The 24,808-nt window shown below is 49.9% G+C and carries 23 protein-coding genes, 2 tRNA genes and 1 other RNA gene; 5 read left to right on the top strand and 21 right to left on the bottom strand.

Translation table 11 applies throughout. The features are described from left to right. Positions 1-66 precede the first annotated feature (66 nt). The gene (locus CVT49_05445) at positions 67-1,431 is read right to left on the bottom strand and encodes a hypothetical protein (GenBank protein ID PKK84068.1); all 1,365 of its coding nucleotides are present in this window, start codon (positions 1,429-1,431) and stop codon (positions 67-69) included. Between the two features lie 175 nt (positions 1,432-1,606). On the opposite strand from CVT49_05445, the gene CVT49_05440 reads away from it, so the two are divergent. The 4 genes from CVT49_05440 to CVT49_05425 all read left to right on the top strand — a co-directional run bounded on the left by CVT49_05440 (position 1,607) and on the right by CVT49_05425 (position 4,945). Beyond that, entirely contained in the window at positions 1,607-2,392 is a 786-nt protein-coding gene (locus CVT49_05440; GenBank protein ID PKK84067.1) for a hypothetical protein, read from the top strand. Continuing rightward, positions 2,358-3,389, top strand: coding sequence for a hypothetical protein (locus CVT49_05435; GenBank protein ID PKK84066.1), 1,032 nt, complete (start codon positions 2,358-2,360; stop codon positions 3,387-3,389). The genes CVT49_05440 and CVT49_05435 overlap by 35 nt, the downstream gene beginning before the upstream one ends. Before the next feature lie 294 nt (positions 3,390-3,683). After that, positions 3,684-4,127, top strand: a complete 444-nt coding sequence (locus CVT49_05430) for a CopY family transcriptional regulator (GenBank protein PKK84065.1) — start codon at positions 3,684-3,686, stop codon at positions 4,125-4,127. 68 nt (positions 4,128-4,195) lie between these two features. Further along, entirely contained in the window at positions 4,196-4,945 is a 750-nt protein-coding gene (locus CVT49_05425) for a hypothetical protein (protein PKK84064.1), read from the top strand. A 1-nt stretch (position 4,946) separates the two neighbouring features. Here CVT49_05425 and mce read toward each other — a convergent pair whose 3' ends face one another. The 11 genes from mce to CVT49_05370 form a co-directional block, all read right to left on the bottom strand. Beyond that, positions 4,947-5,360: a methylmalonyl-CoA epimerase gene (gene mce / locus CVT49_05420; protein PKK84063.1), complete on the bottom strand. Its 414-nt coding sequence runs from the start codon at positions 5,358-5,360 to the stop codon at positions 4,947-4,949. Positions 5,361-5,368: 8 nt separating this feature from the next. Continuing rightward, positions 5,369-5,884, bottom strand: a complete 516-nt coding sequence (locus CVT49_05415; GenBank protein ID PKK84062.1) for a hypothetical protein — start codon at positions 5,882-5,884, stop codon at positions 5,369-5,371. Then, complete coding sequence (locus tag CVT49_05410) at positions 5,871-7,442, bottom strand: methylmalonyl-CoA mutase (protein ID PKK84061.1); 1,572 nt, start codon at positions 7,440-7,442, stop codon at positions 5,871-5,873. Before CVT49_05410 ends, CVT49_05415 begins: the two co-directional genes overlap by 14 nt. After that, complete coding sequence (locus tag CVT49_05405; protein ID PKK84060.1) at positions 7,443-7,961, bottom strand: hypothetical protein; 519 nt, start codon at positions 7,959-7,961, stop codon at positions 7,443-7,445. Between the two features lie 4 nt (positions 7,962-7,965). Further along, positions 7,966-9,486: an acetyl-CoA carboxylase biotin carboxylase subunit gene (accC, locus tag CVT49_05400; GenBank protein ID PKK84098.1), complete on the bottom strand. Its 1,521-nt coding sequence runs from the start codon at positions 9,484-9,486 to the stop codon at positions 7,966-7,968. A 52-nt stretch (positions 9,487-9,538) separates the two neighbouring features. After that, positions 9,539-10,138, bottom strand: a complete 600-nt coding sequence (locus tag CVT49_05395) for a hypothetical protein (protein PKK84059.1) — start codon at positions 10,136-10,138, stop codon at positions 9,539-9,541. A gap of 12 nt (positions 10,139-10,150) precedes the next feature. Next, positions 10,151-11,701, bottom strand: a complete 1,551-nt coding sequence (locus CVT49_05390) for a methylmalonyl-CoA carboxyltransferase (protein PKK84058.1) — start codon at positions 11,699-11,701, stop codon at positions 10,151-10,153. Positions 11,702-11,744: 43 nt separating this feature from the next. Next, a complete protein-coding gene (locus CVT49_05385; protein PKK84057.1) occupies positions 11,745-12,578 on the bottom strand; it encodes a hypothetical protein in 834 nt (277 codons plus the stop codon). Then, on the bottom strand, positions 12,578-13,723 hold the full coding sequence (locus CVT49_05380; protein PKK84056.1) for an acyl-CoA dehydrogenase: 1,146 nt from the start codon (positions 13,721-13,723) through the stop codon (positions 12,578-12,580). Before CVT49_05380 ends, CVT49_05385 begins: the two co-directional genes overlap by 1 nt. Before the next feature lie 61 nt (positions 13,724-13,784). Next, positions 13,785-14,204 (bottom strand): methylmalonyl-CoA mutase, encoded by a 420-nt coding sequence (locus CVT49_05375; GenBank protein ID PKK84055.1) that lies wholly within the window; start codon positions 14,202-14,204, stop codon positions 13,785-13,787. A 47-nt stretch (positions 14,205-14,251) separates the two neighbouring features. Further along, complete coding sequence (locus CVT49_05370; protein ID PKK84097.1) at positions 14,252-15,886, bottom strand: methylmalonyl-CoA mutase; 1,635 nt, start codon at positions 15,884-15,886, stop codon at positions 14,252-14,254. A 299-nt stretch (positions 15,887-16,185) separates the two neighbouring features. On the opposite strand from CVT49_05370, the gene CVT49_05365 reads away from it, so the two are divergent. Continuing rightward, complete coding sequence (locus CVT49_05365) at positions 16,186-17,406, top strand: hypothetical protein (GenBank protein ID PKK84054.1); 1,221 nt, start codon at positions 16,186-16,188, stop codon at positions 17,404-17,406. A gap of 31 nt (positions 17,407-17,437) precedes the next feature. Here CVT49_05365 and CVT49_05360 read toward each other — a convergent pair whose 3' ends face one another. From CVT49_05360 to CVT49_05320, 9 genes are all read right to left on the bottom strand, one after another. Next, complete coding sequence (locus CVT49_05360) at positions 17,438-17,821, bottom strand: hypothetical protein (protein ID PKK84053.1); 384 nt, start codon at positions 17,819-17,821, stop codon at positions 17,438-17,440. A 124-nt stretch (positions 17,822-17,945) separates the two neighbouring features. Beyond that, positions 17,946-18,899, bottom strand: coding sequence for a methylmalonyl Co-A mutase-associated GTPase MeaB (locus CVT49_05355; protein ID PKK84052.1), 954 nt, complete (start codon positions 18,897-18,899; stop codon positions 17,946-17,948). Positions 18,900-18,904: 5 nt separating this feature from the next. Next, positions 18,905-20,653, bottom strand: coding sequence for a single-stranded-DNA-specific exonuclease RecJ (gene recJ / locus CVT49_05350; GenBank protein PKK84051.1), 1,749 nt, complete (start codon positions 20,651-20,653; stop codon positions 18,905-18,907). 22 nt (positions 20,654-20,675) lie between these two features. Further along, positions 20,676-21,053, bottom strand: an RNA gene (rnpB, locus tag CVT49_05345) — RNase P RNA component class A. A gap of 38 nt (positions 21,054-21,091) precedes the next feature. Further along, positions 21,092-22,558 carry an IMP dehydrogenase gene (locus CVT49_05340; GenBank protein ID PKK84050.1) on the bottom strand — a complete coding sequence of 489 codons (1,467 nt, stop codon included), beginning with the start codon at positions 22,556-22,558 and terminating at the stop codon, positions 21,092-21,094. Next, positions 22,558-23,304 (bottom strand): hypothetical protein, encoded by a 747-nt coding sequence (locus CVT49_05335; GenBank protein ID PKK84049.1) that lies wholly within the window; start codon positions 23,302-23,304, stop codon positions 22,558-22,560. The genes CVT49_05340 and CVT49_05335 overlap by 1 nt, the downstream gene beginning before the upstream one ends. Before the next feature lie 148 nt (positions 23,305-23,452). Then, positions 23,453-23,526 (bottom strand) — tRNA-Val (locus CVT49_05330). 30 nt (positions 23,527-23,556) lie between these two features. After that, positions 23,557-23,630 (bottom strand) — tRNA-Met (locus CVT49_05325). A 121-nt stretch (positions 23,631-23,751) separates the two neighbouring features. Further along, positions 23,752-24,747 (bottom strand): GTP-binding protein, encoded by a 996-nt coding sequence (locus tag CVT49_05320; protein ID PKK84048.1) that lies wholly within the window; start codon positions 24,745-24,747, stop codon positions 23,752-23,754. Positions 24,748-24,808 lie beyond the last annotated feature (61 nt).

Raw genomic sequence — 24,808 nt, 5'->3', positions numbered from 1 at the left:
TAATTTTTTGTCAACTGTCGGGCAAAATCAAGACGAATTGTTTCAAAACGAGATATTTTGAAAAAATTAATCCTCATCCCCCTGCATTTTGTATCTCTCAAGTTTTCGGTAAAGAGTCGAGTTATCAATACCGAGCAGCTTGGCCGCCTGCGCCTTTTTGCCCTTGGCCTTGTTCATAATATAATAAATATAAGCTTTTTCTATTGATTCCAGGGTCGGGGTCTCCGGCGTTTCTTCGGAGACTATCGCCCGGCTCTTTCCCTCTATAATTTTTGACGGGAAATCATCTATGTTTATGACGTTCCCCCGTGAAAAGAGCACCGCCCGCTCAATACAGTTTTCAAGCTCGCGGACATTGCCGGGCCAATCGTATTTGTTGAGTATTTCAAGCGCCTCCGGGCCGAGTGTCTTTGGTTCGACCTTATTGCGATCACAGTATTTTTTAAGAAAATGATCGACCAGAATCGGCAGATCATCGGCCCGCTCACGAAGCGGCGGAATATACAGGGGGATAACATTGAGACGATAGAACAGATCCGACCTGAATTTGCCCGCCTTGACGTCCTGTTCAAGATCGGCGTTGGTGGCGGCAATCAGCCGGACATCGACTTCAATCGGCTTGGTGTCGCCGACCGGCGTGATGATCTTATCCTCAAGAACCCGCAAAAGCTTTACCTGGATGGCCGGAGAGGTATTGCCCACTTCATCCAGAAAGAACGTGCCGCCATCGGCCATTTTGAACAAGCCGTCTTTATCTTTAATGGCTCCGGTGAAGGCGCCCTTCTTGTAACCGAAAAGCTCCGACTCCAACAAAGTTTCCGGGAGCGCGGCGCAGTTGATCGTGATAAAGGGACCGGTGGCGCGCCCCGAACCGGCATGTATCGCCTTGGCAACCAGATCCTTACCGGTGCCCGACTCACCGCGAACAAGAACCGTCGAATCGGTAATCGAGACTTTGGCGGCGAGTTTTTTAAGATTTATTATCTCATCCGACTGCCCGATGAAATTGATGAATGAATAATCATGCTTGAGCTGCTGTTTGAGGCGGCTGTTTTCCTCGGCCATATGTTTCTGGTTGACCGATTTTTCTATCACCAGTTTGATCTCATCGACCTTAAATGGCTTGGTAATATAATCCAGCGCCCCTTCACGCATGGCTTCGATGGCGGTATCGACCGAGGCAAAAGCGGTCATGACAATCAATTCCTGATTCGGCCTTCCCTTTTTGACCTTTTTCAAGAGGTCAAGCCCCGACATTTCGGGCATCATCAAATCGGCAATTATCAGATCATACTCGCTGGAAGCGGTCCGTTGAATCGCTTCGGAACCGGAAACCGTTGTCTCAACATCATACCCTTCCTTGGTCAGCATGATTTCCATGAAATCACACATCGACTGCTCGTCATCGACAACCAATATTTTTCCGGCCATTTCTTTCCTTTCGGATGCAGTAACAGAGATTACTTAATACAATAGTTTTCGGCAGAAAGATGATTCGCTGAATATTTGCTTTTTGCAATGTTCAGATATTACACAGACAAATATTCTTGCTTTAGAAATAGTATATCCTTTAATTGACACAGACCAACTCAACGGAGAACCCGATATGCTTAAAGATTTTGATGAGGCTTTGGCCAAATATGTCAGACCGGGCTCATTTCCGCTGGCAATTCGGATGGTCAAAGACGGCAAGGATATTTCGGAACGGACCAGGCGCCCTTTTCGGGATATGAATATTAAGGTGGCCATCTGCCAGACCTTTTCGATGGCCCGCCGCTATGGCTGGCAACTGGCCGTCGGCGAGGAGGATATCAATTGTCCGCTGGCCCTGACCGCTTTCGGAATGAAAAAGGAACTGGCTATTTACAGTTGCGGCGCCATGTGCGCCGGGATGTTTACCGAAACCCGACAGGCCGGGGCCAAAACGGAGGCCCTGGTTCCGAGATTTTCTTTCAAAGAATACAGCCATGTGATGGCGGCGCCGGTTTCGAAGGCGGATTTTATTCCGCATGTTTATCTCGTTTACGGCAACTCGGCTCAAATCATGCGGCTCCTGGCGGCAACCCTCTATAAAAAAGGTGGTTATCTGACCAGTAAATTCTCGGCCCGTCTGGATTGCGCCGATATTTGCATCGAAACCATGAAAACCGGAAAGCCGCAAGTAATTCTCCCCTGCTACGGAGATCGTGTTTTCGGGCAGACCGGCGACGATGAAATGGCCATGTCCATTCCGGTCGGCCTCGAAGAAGAGGTGATCAAGGGACTCGAAGGGACCCACAGCGGCGGCATCCGCTATCCGGTTCCGGCCTACCTCCGCTTCACCCCCGAATATCCCGAGCATTACTACCAGTTGACCAATGCCTGGAAAGAAAAGGAGAAAGACCAGAAATAAAATGCCCGAGAAATATTCCCATCGCGAAAGAATCGAAATGATTATGCGCGGCGAAAAACCGGACCGTTTCGCCGCCTCGGCCTGGAGACATTTTTATCACAGGGAGGCCGCCGCCGAAGGTCTGGTCGATGCGATGATCGGCTTCCAGAGTGAGTTCGACTGGGACTTCATGAAAATCAATCCTCGCGCCAGCTACCATGTCGAGGACTGGGGAAATAAATTGCGCTGGTCATGCAGTGAATTTCAGAAGCATATCAAGCTCGAATATGCCGTCAAGAGACTGCATGATTGGGACAAGATCGAGCCGCTGCCCATGACCGCGCCGGTGCTGGCCGAGCACCTCAAAGTGATTAGAATGATCAGAAAGAAAGTCGGGCCGGAATTACCGCTCCTGATGACCGTCTTCAATCCCCTCGGAATCGCCCGCTACCTGGTTGGAGATACCGACAAACTGAAGGAACATATCGATCAGGATCCCGGGCGCATCACTGCCGCCCTCGAGAATATAACCGAAACATTCAAGAAATATTCGGTTGAATGTCTCAATGCCGGCGCCGACGGGATATTTTTTGCCACGCTCGAGTGGGCCTCGTCAGATAATATGGACTACGAAGATTACATGAAGTACGGGCGGCCATACGACTTAAGAATCTTAAAGGCGGTGCAGGGAAGCCGCTTCAATATGCTCCATGTCTGCCACACCAACAATTACCTTAAACAATTATCCGACTACCCGGTCGATCTCATCAACTGGGACTCAAGTCATCCCACCAATCCGTCGGTCGAGCAGGCTTTCGAGTTTTTCGGCGAAAAGACTGTTGTAGCCGGCCTTGACGACCGCGGCTGGCTGTGGCACAGCCGCCCTGATGAAATCGGCAATGAGATCGCGCGCCTGAAAGAGAAATTCGCCGGGCGACGATTCATCTTCGGCCCAAGTTGCGCTATTGCCCCGGAACTGCCCTATGAGAATCTCCGGGCATTGCGCCGGGCGTTGTAACTCAAAAGTTATTAAATACTTGGCGGCTCAGGCTGGTGTGAAATCTACTTCTGGGAAGTTCCTGAATAATTTTAATTGACACCGCCGGTGAAGCATAAGATATTTAAATATTAATCATACTTCAGGAGAGATGAATATGTTTTTTGGATTTGCAATTTTAGTCGCCGGAGTCCTGTTACTTCTGGCCAAAATGGATATTATTTCAGGCGGATTCTGGGACTATTTCTGGCCGATTGCCCTGATTGCGCTTGGAGCTAAGATAATTTTTGACAAAAAGAAACATATCGAAATTAAGTGACCGGAAAAAAACCAGCCAATCAGCCCGAAAACGCACGGGATAAAAATCCCACACAGCCCGAAAAACCGGCCATTTCCATCACTTTCCGCCCGGAAAGACCGGGCCTGGAGAAATTTATGGGCCGGCTTGAAGCCGAGGTGATGCAAATTGTCTGGGCAAATGGTCCGATGACCGTCAAACGGGCGCTTTATTTCATCAATAGAAAAAATAAATACGCTTACACGACCATAATGACAATAATGGTTCGCTTGCACGAAAAAGGTTATCTATCCCGGAATAAAGAAGGCGCTTCTTATGTATATTCACCGATTACGGACGAAAGAGGCTTTCTCAAGCTGGCCGTGGCGGCGGTCATAGCGGGCCTAATGAATGAATACCGAACCATAACCGCCAATCTTTTTCACAAGGTCCGCAAGGCCTCGAAGAAAGCTGCCGATTAATCTTCGGGCCTCATTTAGTTGGAAAATTTCCCGATAATTATTATATGAAAACTGCATTATCTCTAATATTGTTCGGATTATTATTTTTCGCCACGGGAGCGGTCGGCGAGGTCTATAATAATTCGATGCTCAAATGCACGTTCGATCTTCCGGCCGGATGGTCGGCTCAGCAGGCCACGCCCGATATATTGATAATAAATACCGACGCCGGGGACTCCGTCGAGGTAACCGTTTCCAGATTTGAACTTGATACCGAGAATCCCATTAAGTCGGACGGTGACCTGGCCGAGGCGATTACCGGGCTATATCATGACATTGGAATCAAATCGGCCAACCGAGACAGCATTGCATATGCAGTCAATGGCGGTTCGGCCTCTTTTGAAGCCGAGTATAATCATATCCCAGCCCGGTCGGAGGCACTTATTCACAGCGGATTAAAGGGAATTATCGGACGACTGGCCTCGGGCGAACAGGTGCTTTATCTGATCGTGGTAATGGCTCCCCCGGAAATATTTGATGCGATCAGACCCCAAATTAATGTCCTGACGAATTCTTTCAGAATCGATGAGACTCTTGCCGAGGAGTTTTATCCTCGCAGGAATTTCTCGCCATATATGATGATTCTGCTGATTCTGGCCTTGTCTGCCTTATTTTATTCGCGCAATCGCCGGGTCCAGAAATCAAGAAACCCATTGGGCAGGGATTCAGGTAGTCTCTGGCGCTGTTCATTATGCGGCCGGGCAAATCATATTGATAATGAGGCCTGCAGTCGCTGCGGGACAGTCAGAGTTGCCGCGGATATTATCAGAAAAAGTTGAACTATTTTTCCTGCAATTCCAGTAGGACGCCGCCGGTGGAAGCGGGGTGCACAAAGGCAATCCTTTTGCCGCCCGCTCCGATTTTCGGCTTCTCGTCGATCAGCCGATAACCTTTGGCTTTCATCTCGATCAGTTTCTTTTCGATATCATCCACGAGGATGGCCAGGTGATGCAATCCCGGCCCGCGCTTTTCAATAAACTTCCGGATCGGACTGTTGTCATCGGTCGCCGCCAATAATTCGATATGCCCCGAGTCGGGATCATCTTTGGCGGCAAACATGGCCACCTTTACTTTTTGCTCCATTACCTCCTCGGTATGGAGCGGAGGATAACCAAGCAAATCGGAGAAGGCTTCAATCGCCTTCTCCAGATTTTCAACTGCGATTCCAATATGCGATATATCAGACACTTCTATTTTCCTTCCTACTCGGTCTGCTCCCGTTTGACGGCATCTTCATAAGCCTTAATCTGTTCTTCCAGTTCCAGTTGCTTGTCAAAATGCGACTGGTAGGGTTTGAGCCATTTCCCGCGCGAGCGAAACACCCTGCTTTGATAGGCACGCCCTTTCGCATTGGGATCGAGAGATTCATAAAACAGCCTGATCCAGACATCGGCCGAGTCGCCATAGACATGAACACTGTCAACTTCGACATGAGACAGCGAATCATAAACATAATCCCTTACTCTGGGATATTCCATATATTCGGTCAGCGAGATTAAATCCTGGTAGTACAGGAACTCATTCTCGTAAAGGACCGTTTTGTCGCCCTCTTTCATGCGGTCAATATATTCTGTCATCATCGCCCTGATAGCGTTCTGGTCGCTGATTTCTTCGGCACCGGTACTCGGATTGCCTGATTTTTTTGCAGTTTCCTGATTACTGCAGCCGCTCAGAAACAGGATAATAATAAAAATAATTATGATTCTATAAAACTTCATGGTACTCTCCCCAGATATCTCTCAGGCAATTGGAAATTTCGCCGAGTGTTGTGTACTGTTCCACCGCGTCAATAACGGGCGGCACAATATTTTCATTACTGCGGGCGACCTCATCGAGGACTTTCAGGCATTTCCCGACCTTTTCGTTATCGCGATTTTTGCGAAGTTCCTTCAGTCGTTTGACCTGTTCCTCTTCAAGATGCGGATCGACCTTGAGAATTTCCTCCATCGGCTGGGCCTTGTCTTTGAACTTATTGACACCAACCACAATCATCTCGTCTTTTTCAATCATCTTCTGGAACCGGTAAGCCGATTTGGCGATTTCATGCTTGAAGTAGCCTGTCTCGACACCCTTGACCGAGCCGCCCATTTTCTCGATGTCTTTCATAATCTCGAGAACCTTCTGTTCGATTTCATCGGTCAAATATTCGATAAGATATGAGCCTCCAAGCGGATCGGCGGAATCGACGACACCCGATTCATATCCGATAACCTGCTGCGTCCTCAGGGCGATCTCGGCCGATCTCTGAGTCGGCAGGCCAAGGGCCTCATCGAACGAATTGGTATGCAGCGACTGGGTTCCGCCAAGAACGGCCGCCAATGCCTGCATGGCTGTCCGAACAATGTTGTTTTCCGGCTGCTGCGCCGTCAGGGTCGAGCCGCCGGTCTGAGTATGAAATCTCAGCAGCAGCGATTTTTCATCCCCCGCCTTATATTGCTCCTTCATCAGTTTCGCCCAGATACGCCGGGCAGCCCTGAATTTGGCGACCTCCTCAAACAGATTATTATGCGCGGCAAAGAAAAATGACAGGCGCGGCGCAAAAGAATCAACCTCCATCCCGGCCTTAAGAGCCGCTTCGACATAGGCCCTGGCATTGGAAAGCGTAAAAGCTACTTCCTGGGCGGCACTGGCGCCCGCTTCGCGAATATGATAACCTGAAATCGATATTGTATTGAACTTCGGGAGATTATCTTTGGAATACGAAAAGATATCGGTGATAAGGCGCATTGAAGGTTCCGGCGGATATATGTAAGTTCCCCGGGCAATGAATTCTTTGAGAATATCATTTTGTATTGTCCCGGAGATCTTATTTTGCGGAACCCCCTGCTTCCTGGCCACAGTGATATACATGGCCAGCAGAACAACCGCGGTAGCATTGATGGTCATCGAAGTCGAGACCTGTCCCAGCGGTATTTTATTAAAAAGAGTTTCCATATCGGCCAGCGAATCGATCGCGACCCCGGTTCGCCCGACCTCGCCGAGCGCCATCGGGCTGTCGGAATCATATCCAATCTGGGTCGCAAGGTCGAAGGCTACCGACAAACCGGTCTGGCCGTTTTCAAGAAGATATCGAAAGCGTTGATTGGTTTCTTCGGCCGTGCCGAAACCGGCATACTGCCGCATCGTCCACAAACGGCCGCGATACATGTTGTTGTAAATGCCGCGGGCATATGGGTACTCACCCGGGTGACCCGGCATACTTCCTTTTCGGGAATCCTGGTCCGCCACCACCGGAATTTCGATACCGGAAGTGGTGAGACGTTTTTCCTCTTCCATTTATTCAAACTCCACTAATTTTTCGTTTTTGTCGACCGCCATTCCGGGGTCGGCAAAGACTTCTTTAACAGTTGCCTCATACGGGGCTTTTATCATGTTTTCCATTTTCATGGCTTCGATAATAACCAGCGTCTGCCCTTTGGCGACTTTGTCGCCCGGTGCAACCGCCGTTGAAAGCACCAGCCCCGGCATCGGTGCTTTGATAATTTTGTCTTCGGGCCCGCCAACGGCGGTTCCGGCCCGTTTGCGAAGCTCGGCCAGATCATACGGTTCGGCCCTGACATTGACCTCTTTCCCTTCCAAAAAGATATCAAGGCCGCCGCCGTTGCGGGTAATATCCACCTCGGAAGCGCGCTCATTGATTTTGAACAGAAATTTTTTGTCCGATAACTGATCAACCGTAACCAGATATCTGACGTCCCCATATTCTACCAGATACCCATCGCCATGACGGGTCAATTCGATGTCAAATTCCTCGTCATCGACCGAAACTATGTATCTATTTCTCAGGTCACCCATGGTTCTATTTAATCTTGCTTAATCCTTTGACACCTTCCCGGCGATGATAATGCACCCAGTTACTCCGACACTCCAGCCTTTTTTTGAAGGTCGTTTGCACTTTCTGCCGGTTGATATATTCATAAATGACTGCCGCAATCGCCGCTTTTTCGGCCTGGTCGGCCTCGGCGCACTCGAAAATGCGGTCGGGAAATTCGACATCGATAAAATCCGTGGCATAGTCGCCCATATGAAACCGCGGCGAACGCATCACCGAACAGCCGAATCCAATGGTTGTATGCACGCCCGAAATGCGGTACTCGGACAGCGCCCGGCGCATCCTGTCGATGGCCTCCTTGCGGTCCCGGCCCCAGACTATCAATTTGGAAATAATCGGGTCATAGAACATCGGAATCTCCGATCCGGCCACGACACCGGAATCGACCCGGATACCCGGCCCGGACGGCTCACGATACTCGGTGATGGTGCCGGTCGACGGCATGAAATTCTGATGCGGGTCCTCGGCGTAAATACGGCACTCGATGGCATGGCCGCGCGTGCTGATGCTTTCCTGCGTGAAGGTCATCGGCCGCCCCTCGGCGATCCGGATCTGCTCGCGTACCAGATCGACCCCGGTCACCATTTCGGTTACCGGATGCTCCACCTGCAGGCGGGTATTGACCTCGAGAAAATAAAAATTGAGTTCCTGATCGACCAGGAATTCGACCGTTCCGGCGCCAAGATAACCCGATTCGCGCGCGATATTGACCGCCGCCTCACCCATCTGCTTCCGGAGTTCCTCACTCATAATCGGTGACGGCGATTCCTCGATGACTTTCTGGTGCCGACGCTGTATGGAACACTCACGCTCGCCGAGATACACTGCATTGCCGTGCGAATCGGTCAAAATTTGTATTTCAATATGCCGCGGTTTTTCGAGATATTTTTCCAGATAGACGCGCCCGTCACCGAAGGCCGACCCCGCTTCACGGATGGCCGATTCGAGCGACTCGGTCAGGCTCTCTTCGGATTGCACTATCCGCATCCCTTTGCCGCCGCCTCCGGCCGCCGCCTTGATCAGCACCGGGTAACCGATCTCGGAGGCCATCTCCTTGACGACCGAAATTTCTTTTATATCGAATTCGGTCCCGGGAACAACCGGCAGTCCCGCTTTGACCGCCATCTTGCGCGCTTCCAATTTGTCGCCCAGCAGTGCAATCGTGTCTGATTTCGGTCCGATAAAAATAAGGCCTTCTTTTTCACACAACCTCGCGAATTCGGCGTTTTCGGCAAGAAAACCATAGCCGGGATGAATCGCTTTGACATTCGCCTTTTTGGCGACTTCGATTATTTTCTTCTGGTTCAGGTAGCTTTCTCGCGATGGCGATGGGCCGACATAGTACGCTTCATCAGCCAGCCGCACATGAAACGCGGTCTTATCGCAGTCGGAATAAATCGCAACCGATCTGATTCCGGCATCACTACAGGCGCGGATGACCCTGATGGCAATCTCGCCCCTGTTGGCAACTAGTATCTTTTTGGCAATCCGTTCCATATTACAAATTTAATCTATTCATTTCATCATGAAAATTTGGTCTTTAGTTCTTCGTGACCTTAATTATCCTCTTGGGAGTAATTGCATAAACACCATTTAGATCACAAACAATATCCAAATTATTACTTTGCTTAAAGTCTTCTGTAATAAAAACACTATTTTCCGCATCCTTCTGTCGGAAACATAAAGCCAATTTATTTCCCATTGTTTCGGGTTCACCCATTTTGTGCAACTTATCATAGTCCTGAAAAGAAATATCAATGCCTTTATTGAAATAGCCCATTGCTATATACTTAATTTCTATTGCTGCCAAAATTGGTAACCCATAAATAAATGTATCTTCTTTTTTATGTTGTTGGCGCTCGGCATCAGCCAGCTTGTCAGGATTCAGGCAAACGAGGTCTATTCTTTCTTTGTGTCCTTTGCAGGCATATTCGGAATAAATTAAATTAAGAAGGTATTTCTTCTCATTAATTCCAGGAACTGAAACCATTTGACTGATTTCTTTTCTCATTTCCGCAAATAGGGCACATTGTATATCCCGCTCATACAAATATGAATAAGGATTTTCCTGGAAATCACAAATGATATTGTTTATGCTACTAAGCAGCTTATTTCTTAATTTTACAGGGTTATTAACCATTATTATAAGTCTCTACAACGGTATATTCCCGTGTTTCTTGGCCGGGTTGGTGTCTTTCTTCGATGAGAGCATTTCAAAGGCGCGTATCAGTCTCGGCCGCGTGGTTTTTGGTTCAATGATATCATCCAGATAGCCCCGTCCGGCGGCAATGAAGGGATTGGCGAATTTATCGCGGAATTCCTCGGTCTTTTGCTCGACCGCCTCTTCCGGATTCTTCGATGCGGCGATTTCTTTCTTGAAGATGATCTCCACCGCCCCTTTCGGCCCCATCACGGCGATCTCGGCGGTCGGCCAGGCATAGTTCATGTCGCCGCGAATATGTTTCGAATTCATGACATCATAGGCCCCGCCGTATGCCTTGCGCGTGATAACCGTCACTTTCGGCACGGTCGCCTCGCAGTAGGCGTACAATAATTTTGCACCATGCTTGATAATCCCGCCGTGCTCCTGATCGGTGCCGGGCAAAAAGCCGGGAACATCCTCGAAAGTCAGAATCGGAATATTAAAAGCATCGCAGAACCTGATAAATCTCGCCGCCTTCATCGAGGAATTAATATCCAGGCATCCCGCCAGCACCGCCGGTTGATTGGCGATGATTCCGATCGAATGACCGCCCAGCCGGGCGAATCCGACCACGATATTCATGGCAAAATCGGCATGCACCTCGAAAAACTGGCGGTCGTCCATGATTCGCGTGATGACATCTTTTATATCATATGATTTATTGGGATTATCCGGCACGATAGTATTCAACGCCTCATCCATGCGGTCGAATGAATCGGCCGTCTCGACAAAGGGCGGATCCTCGAGATTATTCTGCGGAATATAACTCAGCAGCTTTCTCAGGCAGGCAATGGCATCGGCCTCGTTCTGGCAGGCGAAATGCGCCACGCCCGATTTGGAGGCATGCGTGTCGGCTCCGCCGAGCTCTTCGGATGTCACCTGCTCATGCGTCACTGTCTTGACCACATTGGGGCCGGTGACGAACATGTATGAAGTCTTCTTGACCATTAAGGTAAAGTCGGTGATGGCCGGACTGTACACCGCGCCTCCGGCGCACGGGCCGAGAATAACCGAAATTTGAGGGACAACCCCCGAAGCGAGCGTATTGCGCAGAAAAATATCGGCATAGCCGCCGAGTGAAACGACACCTTCCTGAATTCGCGCCCCGCCGGAGTCATTCAGCCCGATAACCGGCGCCCCGACTTTCATGGCCATATCCATGATTTTGCAGATTTTCTGCGAGTTGGCCAGCGACATGGAGCCGCCGAAGACAGTAAAATCCTGCGAAAAGACAAAAACCTTACGGCCCTCGATAGTACCGCAACCGGTGACGACACCATCACCCAGTATCTTGAGTTTCTCCAGACCGAAATCATGGCTGCGGTGGGTCACGAACATATCGAATTCCTCGAAGGAATTCTTGTCCAGCAGAAGTTCCAGCCGTTCCCGGGCGGTCAGCTTGCCCTTTTCATGCTGGGCATCGACTTTGCTTTGTCCGCCCCCGAGCTGCGCCTCACGGCGCATTTCCTCAAGCTTTTCCAATTTCTCTTTAAGTTCCATAATTATTCCACCCGGTTAAAGCCTGCCCCCAAAGTCGTACCATCTATTCGATTTTATTTACAATAATCTTTTTCCCGTCACGGCTCAATGATCCCACTTTTATATCGATGTCATGGTCAAAGACAATGGCGTGCTTATGATCGATCAATCTTTCCAGCAGGGCCCGTTTGACCTCCATCGTCTTTACCGGATCGAGGTCAACCGCCGCCACATAAGGGACCCTGACATGATGTGACGACGGCATAATATCGGCATAGTAAACCACCATCATATCGCCCGATGTCGCCTCGATCACCTGATGCCCCGGCGTATGGCCGCCGGTGAGAAACACCTTCACTCCCAGCCTTATTTCATAATCGCCGTCGATCAATTCCAATTGCCCCGATTTTTCCAATATTTCCAGTCTTTCCGGTATATACACCGCGGCGGTACGTTCGTTCGGATTAACGGCATCTCGCCACTCGGTTTCTTGAACCAGATATTTTGCCTTTTTAAATCGCGTGATGTACGTACCGTCGGAATTTTTGACTGAGCCTCCCGCATGGTCGGTATGAAGATGGCTCAAAAATACCAGGTCGATATCATCCGGCGTCAGGCCGATTTCTTTCAAACCGCGCTCGATATTGGTGTCGCCCGAAGCGGCATAAATTTTCTTCTCACCATCGGTCAGGCAGTCGCCCAGGCCGGTGTCGAGAAGAATATTCATGTCGCCGGTCCTGAGAACAAACAGGTTGGCCGTCATCGAAACCAGGTTGTCAGCATCGACCGGAACCAGTCTGCTCCAGATTTTTTTGGGAATCACCCCAAACATTGACCCTCCGTCGAGCCTGAAAGACTGCTCGACGAAGGGTACTATTTCAAAAGAACCGAATTTCATTATCTCAATAAAGTGCCTGCAATAACCAGGCGTTGGACCTCGTTGGTTCCTTCATAGATCTCGGTGACGCGCTGATCGCGATACAGCTTTTCGATAATCGAGAACTCGCCGATATAACCGTATCCGGCATGAATCTGCATGGCGCGATCGACACAGAACCGTGCGACCTCGGTCGCAAACATCTTGGCCTGGGCCGCTTCAAAGCTGAACCGCTCGCCATTATCCTGCAGCAGAGCCGCTTTATAAGTCATCAGGCGGGCCGCCTCGAGCTGAGTCGACATCTCGGCAATCATCCACTGAATCGCCTGCAATTTGGCGATCGGCGCGCCGAAAGCCTGTCTTTCCTTGGCGTATTTAATTGATTCATCGAGCGCCCGCTGGGACATACCGACACCCTGCGCGGCAACACCGATACGGGCGCCGTCGAGCGTGTTCATGGCATATTTGAAACCTTTACCGGTTTCGCCAAGCTGCTGGGTGACTGGAACCCGGACATTTTTCAGCTCGATACGGCCGGTGGTGGCGGCGCGCATACCCATCTTGTGCTGGAGGGTAAAACCCTTCCAGCCGGGGGTATTGGTCTCGACCAGAATGGTCGAAACTTTCGGACGTCCTTCGTCCGCCGCACCGATACGGCAAAACAGAACGGCCAGGTCGGCGGCATCACCATGCATGATGAATATTTTCTCGCCGTTGATGACAAAATGATCGCCGTCGATGACCGCCGTCGTCTGCTGGTTGGCGGCATCCGAGCCGGCGTTGCGCTCGGTCAGGACAAATGCCGGGATGATTTCACCGGAAGCGCATTTCGGGACATATTTCTTTTTTTGCTCTTCACTGCCGAAGGTATAAATCGGATAAGCGGCCAGTTCCGGAACGGCCGCCAGGAGCCCGGTCGGGGCATCATAGTAGCACAGCTCTTCGACCAGTGTGGTATATTCGATATTGGAAAAGCCGCCGCCGCCGTATTCTTTGGGCATGGCAAAACCGACCAGACCGGCATCGGCCAGCTTCTTGTAGTACGCTCTGGGGAATTCTTCTTTTTTCCGGTCCAGTTCCCGATAAACAGGCAGAATTTCTTTCTCCGCGAATAGTTTGACGCGGTCGCGCACTGCCTGCTGTTTTGGATCAATGTTATAAGGCATTCTTCCTCCTGAAAATTTAGCTATTTATACAATCCTATAATCTCTATCTGCGAGAATGAAACTACATTATTTTTTCATCTTTTTTCTTTGAACCGACCGCTTGTTTGACGTACTCGATCGCTTCATCGGTCGTCGCTCCCGGGGTGAATAGTCTGGCTACCCCGATCTTCTCGAGCGCGGCGATGTCGTCGTCCGGGACAATCCCGCCGCCGAATAGAATAATATTTTCGGCCTTCTTTTCCTTGAGCAGCTTAAGGATCGCCGGGAAAAGGGTCATGTGCGCGCCCGAAAGTATCGACACCCCGATGGCATCGACATCTTCCTGAATCGCGGCGTTGACAATCATGTCCGGGGTTTGGCGCAACCCGGAATAGATAACTTCGAATCCGGCATCCCGGAACGCGGCCGCGATCACTTTGATACCGCGGTCATGTCCGTCAAGACCCGGCTTGGCAAGCAGTATTCTTATTTTGTCTGGCATAGTCTTTATCTTATTCTAAGAGTTAACGATTATTGTTGAATATTTATCTATATCACCGGAGGTTCGATATACTCGCCGAATAACGGCTTCAAAGCATCGCATATCTCGCCTTCGGTCGCATACACTCTGACACAGTCAAGCATCGCCTTCAGTGTGTTGCCGCTGCCTTTGGCCGCGGTCTGAAGTTCCTCGAGTGTCCGTTTTACTTTGTCGTTATCGCGGTCCTTGCGAATCTTTTTGACAAAAGCGCTCTGCTCTTTCTCGACTGATTCATCGATTCTCAAAATCGGGATATCGATCTTCTCATCATCCATTACATAATCATTGATCCCGACAATAATCCGCTCTTTTCTCTCGATCTCTTTCTGGTAGCGGTAAGCCGCCTTGGCAATCTCGCGCTGGAGGAATCCCTCTTCGATACAATTGACCACACCGCCTCGCCGTTCGATCTCATCAAGGTATTTCTCGGCATCGGCCTCGATCTTGTCGGTCATCGCTTCGACAAAATACGATCCCGCCAGCGGATCGATCGTATTGGCCACGCCGGTTTCGTGCGCTATCACCTGCTGAGTCCGCAGAGCAATCAATACCGCTTTTTCCGACGGCAGCGCCATGGTCTCATCCATCGAGTTGGTGTGCAATGATTGCGTTCCGCCGAGCACACCCGAGAGCGCCTCAAGAGCGGTTCGGACAATGTTGTTCTCCGGCTGCTGGGCGGTCAGCGAACATCCGGCGGTCTGGGTATGAAAACGCAACAGCCACGAGCGCTCGCTTTTGGCCTTGTATTTCTCTTTCATACGGCGGGCAAAAATTCGCCGCGCCGCGCGGTATTTGGCGATTTCTTCGAAAAAATCCTGGTGGGCATTGAAAAAGAACGACAACCGTGGTGCAAAAGCATCGACATCCTGTCCGGTCTTCATGGCCGCTTCGATATAGGTAAAGCCGTCGGCCAGTGTAAAGGCCAGCTCTTGAGCAGCGGTGGAGCCCGCCTCGCGGATATGATAACCGGAGATAGAAATAGTGTTCCACTGCGGCACATGGTCGGTGCAGAAGGCCATCAGGTCGGTGATCAGCCGAATCGATGGTTCCGGCGGATAAATCCACTCTTTTTGAGCGATATATTCTTTCAAGATGTCATTTTGGAGGGTACCGCGGAGTTTGTTAAACGGTATGCCCTGTTTCTCCGCCACGGCCAGGTACATGGCCAGAAGCACCGAGGCCGGGGCGTTGATGGTCATCGAAGTGGACACTTCGCCCAGATTAATCCCTTTGAAGATAAGTTCCATGTCGGCCAGCGAATCAACCGCCACTCCGCACTTGCCGACTTCGCCCAATGAGCGAGGATGATCGGAGTCATAGCCCATCAAAGTCGGCAGGTCAAACGCCACCGAAAGCCCGGTTTGACCATTCTTCAGCAGGTAATGATAACGCTCATTGGTCTGTTTCGGCGTTCCCATGCCCGAAAACTGGCGCATGGTCCAGAGCCGGCCGCGATACATGGTGTGATGGACGCCTCTGGTGTAGGGATATTGGCCGGGATAGCTTATTTTCTCAAAATATTTATCGCTGTCCACATCGGCCGGGGTGTAAAGCTCATTAACTTCTTCGCCGGAAACAGTGATAAAACGCGGATGAGACTTCTTGGAGCGGATTTTTTCCGCCTCCGCATCCCATTTTTTCATTTTTTTTTCGTTTTCTTCAAGAAATTCTTTATCAAACACAGCACACTCCGGTTATTAATTAACTTAACAATTTAATAAGTTTAACGGGAAAAATCAAGCCCCATTAGAAACCTAATTTATAACACTCAAGCTGTTAATTTGCATTAACTTATTGCAGATTATACGGCGCCGGAAGGGGCCGGTCTTTGGCAAAAATATGGGCCGATTGAACAATCGAATACTGAGACTGAAATCTTCTTGATTTTAATCCCTTTTTGGCCTTATATGGCTCAATATGGCATTATCTTACGACAAAATTTATGAATAAGACCACCAAAGAATATCTGCCGCCCCTGTCAATAACTATCGTGCTCCTGGTTATATCACTAATCCTCCATCTCAAATCATGCGGCTCGCCGATGACGGCCGATTCCGAAGTCTGGCGGAATAAGATGGATTACCATTTGAATCATCCCCCGATGTCAATCAGGTTCTTCACCACTTACCTGATTCTGTTGCTATCGAACATCTCCGGGCTTCCCCACCGCGAGTCTTTTTATATAATTCAATTCGGTCTGGCCGTATTTCTGGGCCCTGTTTTCTACCGGTTTTTAAAGCAGCTTGGCTTCGAAATAACATGGTCCAATGTCGGGGTCGTCCTGCTGATGAGTTCATATTCGATCATGGCCGCACATTTCGAACCGGTCCATACGTGGGATGATTTCTGGGTATATCTTTTCCTGATTCTGTCATTTTTGTATTTGATCCGGGGAAGGAATCCCGCCGGGATATTCTTTTTCATTCTGGCCTGCCTGGCCCGCGAATCCACGACCATTTTTTATCCGGCGGTGGTCCTGGCCGTCTTTCAGTTCAGCCGCAAAACAGCCTTCAGGAAAAAGATGCTTTATCTGCTGACCCCCTTAATCATCTGCGGCATTTATTACCTGATATTATGGCAGGATTCCGAGCCGGAGCGTGTCGGCTTTATCTATTTCAATTTCGCAAACAGACTGCGGGCAAGCGATTCCATATTTTCATTTTTCATTTCTTTCGGGTTTGCCTGGGTTGCCGTGGTTCTAGCCTGGATCAGGCTGGCCGGTTCAAAAAGAAATTCCATCCTCGACTTCCTGTTTTGCAGTTCGATTATAATGCTGGCCCTTAATACAATAATGACGGTCTTCTTCACACATGCCCGCGAGACAAGAATCTTCTTTCCCCCGTTTCTGTTTGTTTACCCGTTGGTCCTGATTATTATCCGCGCGGTAGTTGAATATGTCGCCAAAAGTATGACCCGCCTGCAAAGAACTCTGATAATCCTGTTTATTCCCATCCTGATTGCAGCTGGAATCTGGGCGGCATATTTATTATTTCCCACCTTTGAATACCGCCAATGCGCCAACTACTGCCGGCAATGGGCCGGAATAAACTTCGCCATTACGGCGCTTCTCATATTTATCTGGACTGTTTTCCCCGCGGCGAGAATTGAATTCGATATAATTATTTCTCAGAGATTCGGTCGGGAAAGTATTAATGATTTCTGATCAGAAAATTATCAAAATTGACAATCTGGTTTTATGCTTTCGCTTTTGTCGAAGCGGTACTCACGGCATCGGACTTTTCGGTAAAGTGCTCATGCATCAGCAGTCTGACGATATCACAGACCTTATCGGACAGATTGCGAATCAGGAAACCGGTCTCATAGCAATTGAGCGCTGCATTCTTGTTGCACCATTTGCTTTCGGCATCAAAAACCAGTTGCCGGCTTTCAAGAATCTCCTCCGGCAATTCCATTTTACATGGAAAAAGTTTCGACACTTCAATCGGCTCGTCCGAAACCAGCATCAGGCCGTTGATGGACATATTCACGACCCGGCCGATAAAATCGCCGGTGTTTCGGTCGAACAGATTGAAATTGCCGCAGGCCTGCCGTCCGACAAATTCCCTTTTTTCCGACATAATTGAACCCCGATGATAATTGATTCAATAAAGTTTATATAGCTTAATATCGTCAATTCCGAACAACGACTTGACTATCTTATCTTTATTATATATAAGGGGTTAATTAAAGAGGGGTTATAATCTAAAAATTATTGATGGTCAAACCGGACAGCTTGACCAGCTCACGGCAGGCCGAATAAGGATCGCCCTGGCCGGTGTAAATATCCGACACCGCTTTCTCGAGATCGGGCATATCGGCCAAACGGCTGCGAATCATGTTATCGACGTAATATGTCAGGATGTTGTATATTTTCTTGCGAATCTGTTTTCGGCGATGTTTTTCCAACCAGCCTGATTTTATCGCATAATCCATATGCAGGCCCATCTTCTCAAGCAATATGTCGGTCCCTTTATTGTTGATGGCTTCGGAAGACAATACCGGTATATCCCAGGTCATCTGATCACGCTTGAGATCAAGCGTCATGTTCAATTCCATGACGATATTCTCGGCGCCGGGACGGTCGGCCTTGTTAACCACAAAAATATCTGCGATTTCCATCAGCCCGGCCTTGAGTGTTTGAATCGAATCTCCCGATTCCGGCACCAGAACCACGATTACGGTGTCGCAGGCATCAACGATATCGAGTTCAATCTGCCCGACACCGACGGTTTCGATCAGAATAAAATCGAAGCCGAAAGCATCCAGCACGGTGGCAACATTCCCGGTGGCGGCGGCCAGGCCCCCCGATGAGCCGCGGGTCGCCATTGAGCGGATAAAAATGGTGCCGTCGGTGGGCATATCAGTCAGGCGAATACGGTCGCCGAGAAGCGCTCCGCCGGTGAAAGGGGAAGACGGATCGACGGCAATTACGGCCACTTTTTTGCCGTTTGAGGCCAGCGCCTTAGAGATATTATTAACCAGAGATGACTTGCCCGCACCGGGCGGACCGGTAAACCCTATCCGGGTTGCCCGGCCCGATTCGGGATAAAGCTTTCCCAGGACCTCGCGATAGCCATCCTGGTAATCTTCCACAAATGAAATTATTTTCGCCAGAGCGGCTTGATCGCCCTGATTGAATTTATCCAAAACCGTCATAAACTTTATCCGAACTGTCTCATATCCCCGGCCGCAAGCTTGATATCTTTCAAGCGTAATTGGATTCTGGTATGTCCGTCCCAGGAGTTATACTCGATTACGAAAACAAGATCGACCAGGCTGCCGCGGCTGGACAACCGACGCGCCCAGTCGCCGAAACCAAAGCCGATAACATCAAAGACGGCGTCACCCTTGCGGACTTTCATCTTCAGGTGATTCTTACCGACACAATAGGGCTGTCCCAGTATTTCACAGTTACGGGTAAGAAATACGGGACGCATGTTTTGCGGCCCGAAGGGGGCGAAGGTTTCAATGACGTCAAGAAGCTTGTTGTCAATCTGGGAAAGTTCTATTCCCGAATCGATAAACAACTTGGCCACCAGATCCTCATCGGTCAGCATCCGCTTCGATACTTCCTTGAGCCTTTCCCGGAAGCTGTTAATATTCTCCGGTTTGATCGTCAGGCCGGCGGCATATTTATGGCCGCCATAACGCAGCAGAAGATCTTCGCACTCCTTCAAAGCATCGCAGAGATGGAAACCGGGGATGGATCGCGCCGATCCCTTGCCCTCGCCGTTGTCAATCGCGATCATCACCGTGGGCAGATGGAATTTTTCCACCAGCCGGCTGGCGACGATTCCGATAACTCCCTGGTGCCATCCTTCGGAGGCGAGCACAATGGCCCGGTCCTCTTTGGGATTGACCACCTGGCGAATCTGTTCGAGGGCATCATTGAGCGTCTTTTCGTCAATATTTTTGCGGCGCTGATTTTCCCGGTCAAGTTTGCGGGCGATTTCCGAAGCAAGCTTTTCGTCTTTTGTCGTCAGCAGTTTGATAGCCAGTTCGGCATCGCCTAACCTGCCGATGGCGTTGATGCGCGGCGCCAGAATGAAAACCACCTGACCGGTCCCGATCTCCTTACCCATCAGCCCGGATACAAAGGCCAGCGATTTCAGACCAGGTTTTGTCGTCCGCGCTATCTGCCTGATGCCGAATTTTGTCAGAACCCTGTTTTCACCCACCAGCGGGACAATATCGGCGGACGTTCCCAACGCCACCAGATCGAGATGTTCCTCAAGTTCGCTGCGGTCCTGCTGCAATCGCTGATACAAAGCCTCAGCCAGCTTCCAGGCAACGCCAACGCCCGAAAGATCGCCGTGCATATAATTACATTCTTTCAGTTTGGGATTGACCAGGGCAACCGATTTGGGAAGGACTTCCCCGGGTTCATGGTGATCGGTCAGGATACATTCGATACCGAGGGACCGGGCGAATTCCACCTCCTGCACGGCGGTGACGCCGGTGTCGACCGAAATAATAAGCGAGACACCCTTTTCGTTGGCCTCATTTATGCCGTCAATCGAAAGACCATACCCTTCAATCAGGCGATTGGGAAGATAATAAGACACCAGCGCACCAAGCTTGTTCAGCACCAGATACAAAAGCGATGCGGCGGTGATGCCATCGACATCATAGTCGCCATAAACCATGATCTTTTCATTTTCACGGAGAGCATCAAGAATTCTCTCGACAGCCTTATCCATGCCGTTCAGGAGAAAGGGATCCTGAAGATCAGCCAGGGTGGGATGGAGAAATTTCTGAGTGGTTTCGACCGTGTCGATCTGGCGGTTAAAGAGAATCTTAACGATTATCTTTTCCAGCCCGGTTTTGACGGCGATGTCTTGAAGCAATTCGGTATCCGGCTCGGGCGCAATTACCCATTTGAGCGGGACGGACCTTGTTGCCCAGTTCATTTCTGATTCCTTTTATAAGAAGCCAGAAAGAGCAGAATAAGCCGAGTTCTGTTCCGCCATAAATGGCGGTACGGTCATTTATCTTGACCAGACAGTTGCCTGCCGGTTCCATGCAGCCTACCCGGAAATCAAACGGGGCGAGCCAGCCCCTCTTTCCCTATTTGGCCTTGCTCCTGGCGGGGTTTACCTCCAGACCGATTACCCGGCCTGAACGGGGTCTCTTACACCTCGATTTCACCATTGCCGCTGAAGGCCTTGCGGCATTCAGGTGGGCTGTATATTTTCTGTGGCACTTTCCGTCGGATCTCTCCGCCCCGGCGTTACCGGGCGCCATGGCTCTGTGGAGCTCGGACTTTCCTCACTTCATTCAATCATAAAGCGCGACCGTTTTCTCCTCTTCCTGTGCTTTCGTTAGAATCTATAGTTAACACATTTTTTCTAGTTGTTGCGGCGATAGTTGGGCGCCTCTTTGGAAATGGTCACACTGTGCGGATGCGACTCAATAATGCCGGCGTGAGTAACCCGAATGAACCGGGCCGTCTTCTGCAGCTCTCCAATGTTATGAGCGCCGCAGATACCCATGCCGGAGCGAAGCCCGCCGACCAGTTGATAAATAGTACTGCCCAATTCGCCTTTGTATGGAACGCGCCCTTCAATCCCTTCGGGCACGAATTTGGAAACATCCTCCTGATGTTCCTGAAAATATCGATCGCGGCTTCCCGCTTTCATCGCCTCCAGCGAACCCATGCCGCGATAAGTCTTGAAAGTCCGCCCCTCGTATAATACGGTTTCCCCGGGAGATTCTTCGGTTCCGGCCAAAATGGATCCCAGCATCACAGCCGCGGCGCCGGCGGCCAGAGCCTTGGTTATCTCTCCCGAATACCTTATACCCCCGTCGGCAATAATGGGGACATTATGTTTTTCGGCCGCTTCGACACATTCCGTAATGGCCGTTATCTGCGGCACGCCGCATCCGGTAACGACCCGTGTCGTGCAGATAGAGCCGGGGCCGATGCCGACTTTGACACAATCGGCGCCAAAATCAATCAGGGCCTGGGCCCCCTCCCGGGTCGCCACATTTCCTCCCATAACCGGAATCTTGGGGAATTTGTTCTTCAGAACTTCTATGGTTTTCAGAACCCCCATGGAGTGCCCATGAGAAGAATCGACCACCAGAATATCCACCCCCGCCTTAAGCATAAGCTCCACTCTTTCTTCGAGATCCTTCGAGACACCGACCGCTCCGCCGATTCGCAGCCGGCCGCGTCTGTCCTTGCAGGCGTTGGGGTACTGAATTTTCTTCATTATATCTTTAACGGTAATCATCCCCTTGAGATGATTCTCTCCATCGACAATAAGCAATTTTTCAATACGATTCTTGTGCAATAATTCCTGTGCCGTGTCCAGATCGGTCCCTTCGGGAGCGGTAATGAGATTCTTGCAGGTCATGACATCCTTAATCAGGGTATCGACATCTTTATGAAAGCGCAGGTCGCGATTGGTAATTATTCCGACCAGCTTGCCGTTTTGAGTAATCGGCACCCCGGAGATGGAAAACTGTTTCATGACGCTGAGAGCTTCACCGATCGGCACATCCGGCGGCAGAGTAATAGGATCGACAATCATACCCGATTCGGAGCGCTTGACCTTATCGACCTCGGCGGCCTGACGTTCGGGTGAAAGATTTTTGTGGATTATGCCTATGCCGCCCTGTCTGGCAATGGCGATGCCCATGCGATATTCAGTAACCGTATCCATGGCGGCCGATATGATCGGAATATTCAGTATTATCCGCTCGGTCAGCCTGGTGGAAATATCAACATCCTTGGGCAGAACATCGGAACGCGACGGCATCAACAGGACGTCATCAAAAGTCAGTCCCTCATTTGGGAAAAACTCAGCCATTATTCGCTTTCTCCTTCATGCCAGATGAGCATTCGGCCGCAATTGTCGCAGGTGATTATCTGATCACTTCGCTTGATCTCCTGTATTCGATGCGGCGGCAAGGCCTTGTAACAGGCGCCGCAGGCCCGCTTTTTAACCGCGACAACGACATCGCCGCCCCTGTTTTTGCGCACCCGCTCATAGACCGACATCGTCCGTTTGGGTACCTGAATGCCGATCCGAAGGCGCTCATCTTCCTTTATACTTATTTTGGTGCCGACCGAATCCATTTTTTCCTGCAGTATCGCGAGCTGCTTTTCGTTCTGCTCCCCAATCTCAGTTGCTTTTCGGCGGTAATCATCAATCGAGCTACTCAGCTTCTCTACTTTTTCAATCAACTCCAGAACCTGTGTCTCGCGCTCGCTGATCGCCTCCTTGACATTATCTATTTGAGAAATCAGAGCATCATATTCTTTATTGGTTTTAATTGACATCATCTGCGCCTGAAGCTTCTTCAACTCCGCCTGCTTGACACTAATTTCAAGTTCCAGGCTTTTCTGCGATACCTGGGATTCGGAAAGCTCTTTCTCCGTCTTTTGAAATAATTCCTGGGCTTCCTTATTTTCGCTTCTGAGGTTTTCCATCATATCCGGAATGTATTCTTTAGAGCGTTCCAGTTCCCCAAGGTCATAGTCAATTACCTGCAACTTTAAAAGCAATTCGATATCGCTTAGCATCGCGCGCTCCTTACTTGATCCAATAGACATAACTAAAAAAGCGCAGTCTTGAATTTACACCCAAGACTGCGCCCGATTTTCCTTTACCTTTTTTGAGGGGCCCATTTTTATTTCATCACTTTTCTTATTTGCCGCGTTAGTAGCGATGAATATGGCCATCTCCATAATCTTTATCAATTGGGCAATACTGGATTCGAACCAGTGGCCTCTCGGATGTGAACCGAACGCTCTAACCAACTGAGCTAATTGCCCGTTAAAATCCTCAAATTTTCAAATATCATCTGGGCCCACCAGGACTCGAACCTGGGACCCGCTGATTATGAGTCAGCTGCTCTAACCAACTGAGCTATGGGCCCGCAATAGTAAGCCTTAATAATAATATACGTATGACAGGCCGTCAAGCTAATATTATTAACAAATTTACCTTAAATCGGTTCCAAATAATAATGGACAAATTCGGGAAGATATGCCCCTGCCTCAAATATGAAACTCAACAATATCACCATCAATCAATTGATAGTTGTTCTTGACCCGCTGTCCCTCAAATTTACCCTGACCCCAAACCTTGGCATATTGAAGCTTGCGCGCGAAATCTTTATGCAAAATAAAGGCGGCTTCCTCCACGGTTCCGCCGATCGGAAGAACTATCGGATCTCTGAAATCGGGATCGTGGCCGACGCGTTTGGTAAAAATCCTTATGACACCCAATGAGTTAAAAAGACTCCGCTTAAAATTGTAGATGATTTCGTCATCAAGAACCGACGACGGAACAACGGTAAAATCGGGATACAAGGTCCTGAGATGCTCCAGACCCGCCTGGCCGCCTTCTTCGAGATATTTATGCGCCGCCAAAATCGTCTTCTTATAATAAAACCTCGGATCATCAACCTCCTTGGGAACATTTGCCGACAGAATAATCCGCTTCTCCTCAAGACGTTTGAAGACGCAATCGACTCGTTCTTCGAAACCGGTCGTGGCAACATCGACGATGACTACCACCAGATCGGCCTGCCGGACCAGATTGGGAACAAAACTCTCCATGTAATCAGGGGCTATCGGCGGCGTGTCGATCAGCTGAAGCTGAACCGCTTCATAATCGGCCATGCCGGCCAAAGGGGTGCGGGTGGTATAAGGATAATCGCCGATTAAGGGCCTGGCTCCGGTCAGAGCATCGACAATGGTTGATTTGCCGGAATTCGGGGGGCCGATAAGAACAATCTGGGCGGCACCCTCACGGTCAATATGATCATACGACTCGACCGTCCGGGCGCCATGCTTTTTCTGGGTTCCCTCAATCTCCAGCTTAAGTTTGGAGATTTTCCCCTTCAGCTCCGCCTGAAGTTTGTCGGTCCCTTTGTGCTTGGGCATCATTGCCAACAGCTCCTGGGCCAAGCGAAGTTTTTCCCGGGGATCCCTTTCGGCCTTAAACTCGCGCTCCAGCTCGTAATACTGCGGCGGCAGATTCGCGGGCATAAATCACCTCCACTGAATCATAAGAAAATCTACCCAAAAATCAAGAAAAATCACATTATTC

This window comes from candidate division Zixibacteria bacterium HGW-Zixibacteria-1 (assembly GCA_002838945.1).
GTDB lineage: Bacteria > Zixibacteria > MSB-5A5 > GN15 > PGXB01 > PGXB01.
The sequence above is the reverse complement of the archived record's forward strand: the minus strand, read 5'-3'. Positions and strand labels throughout refer to the sequence as shown.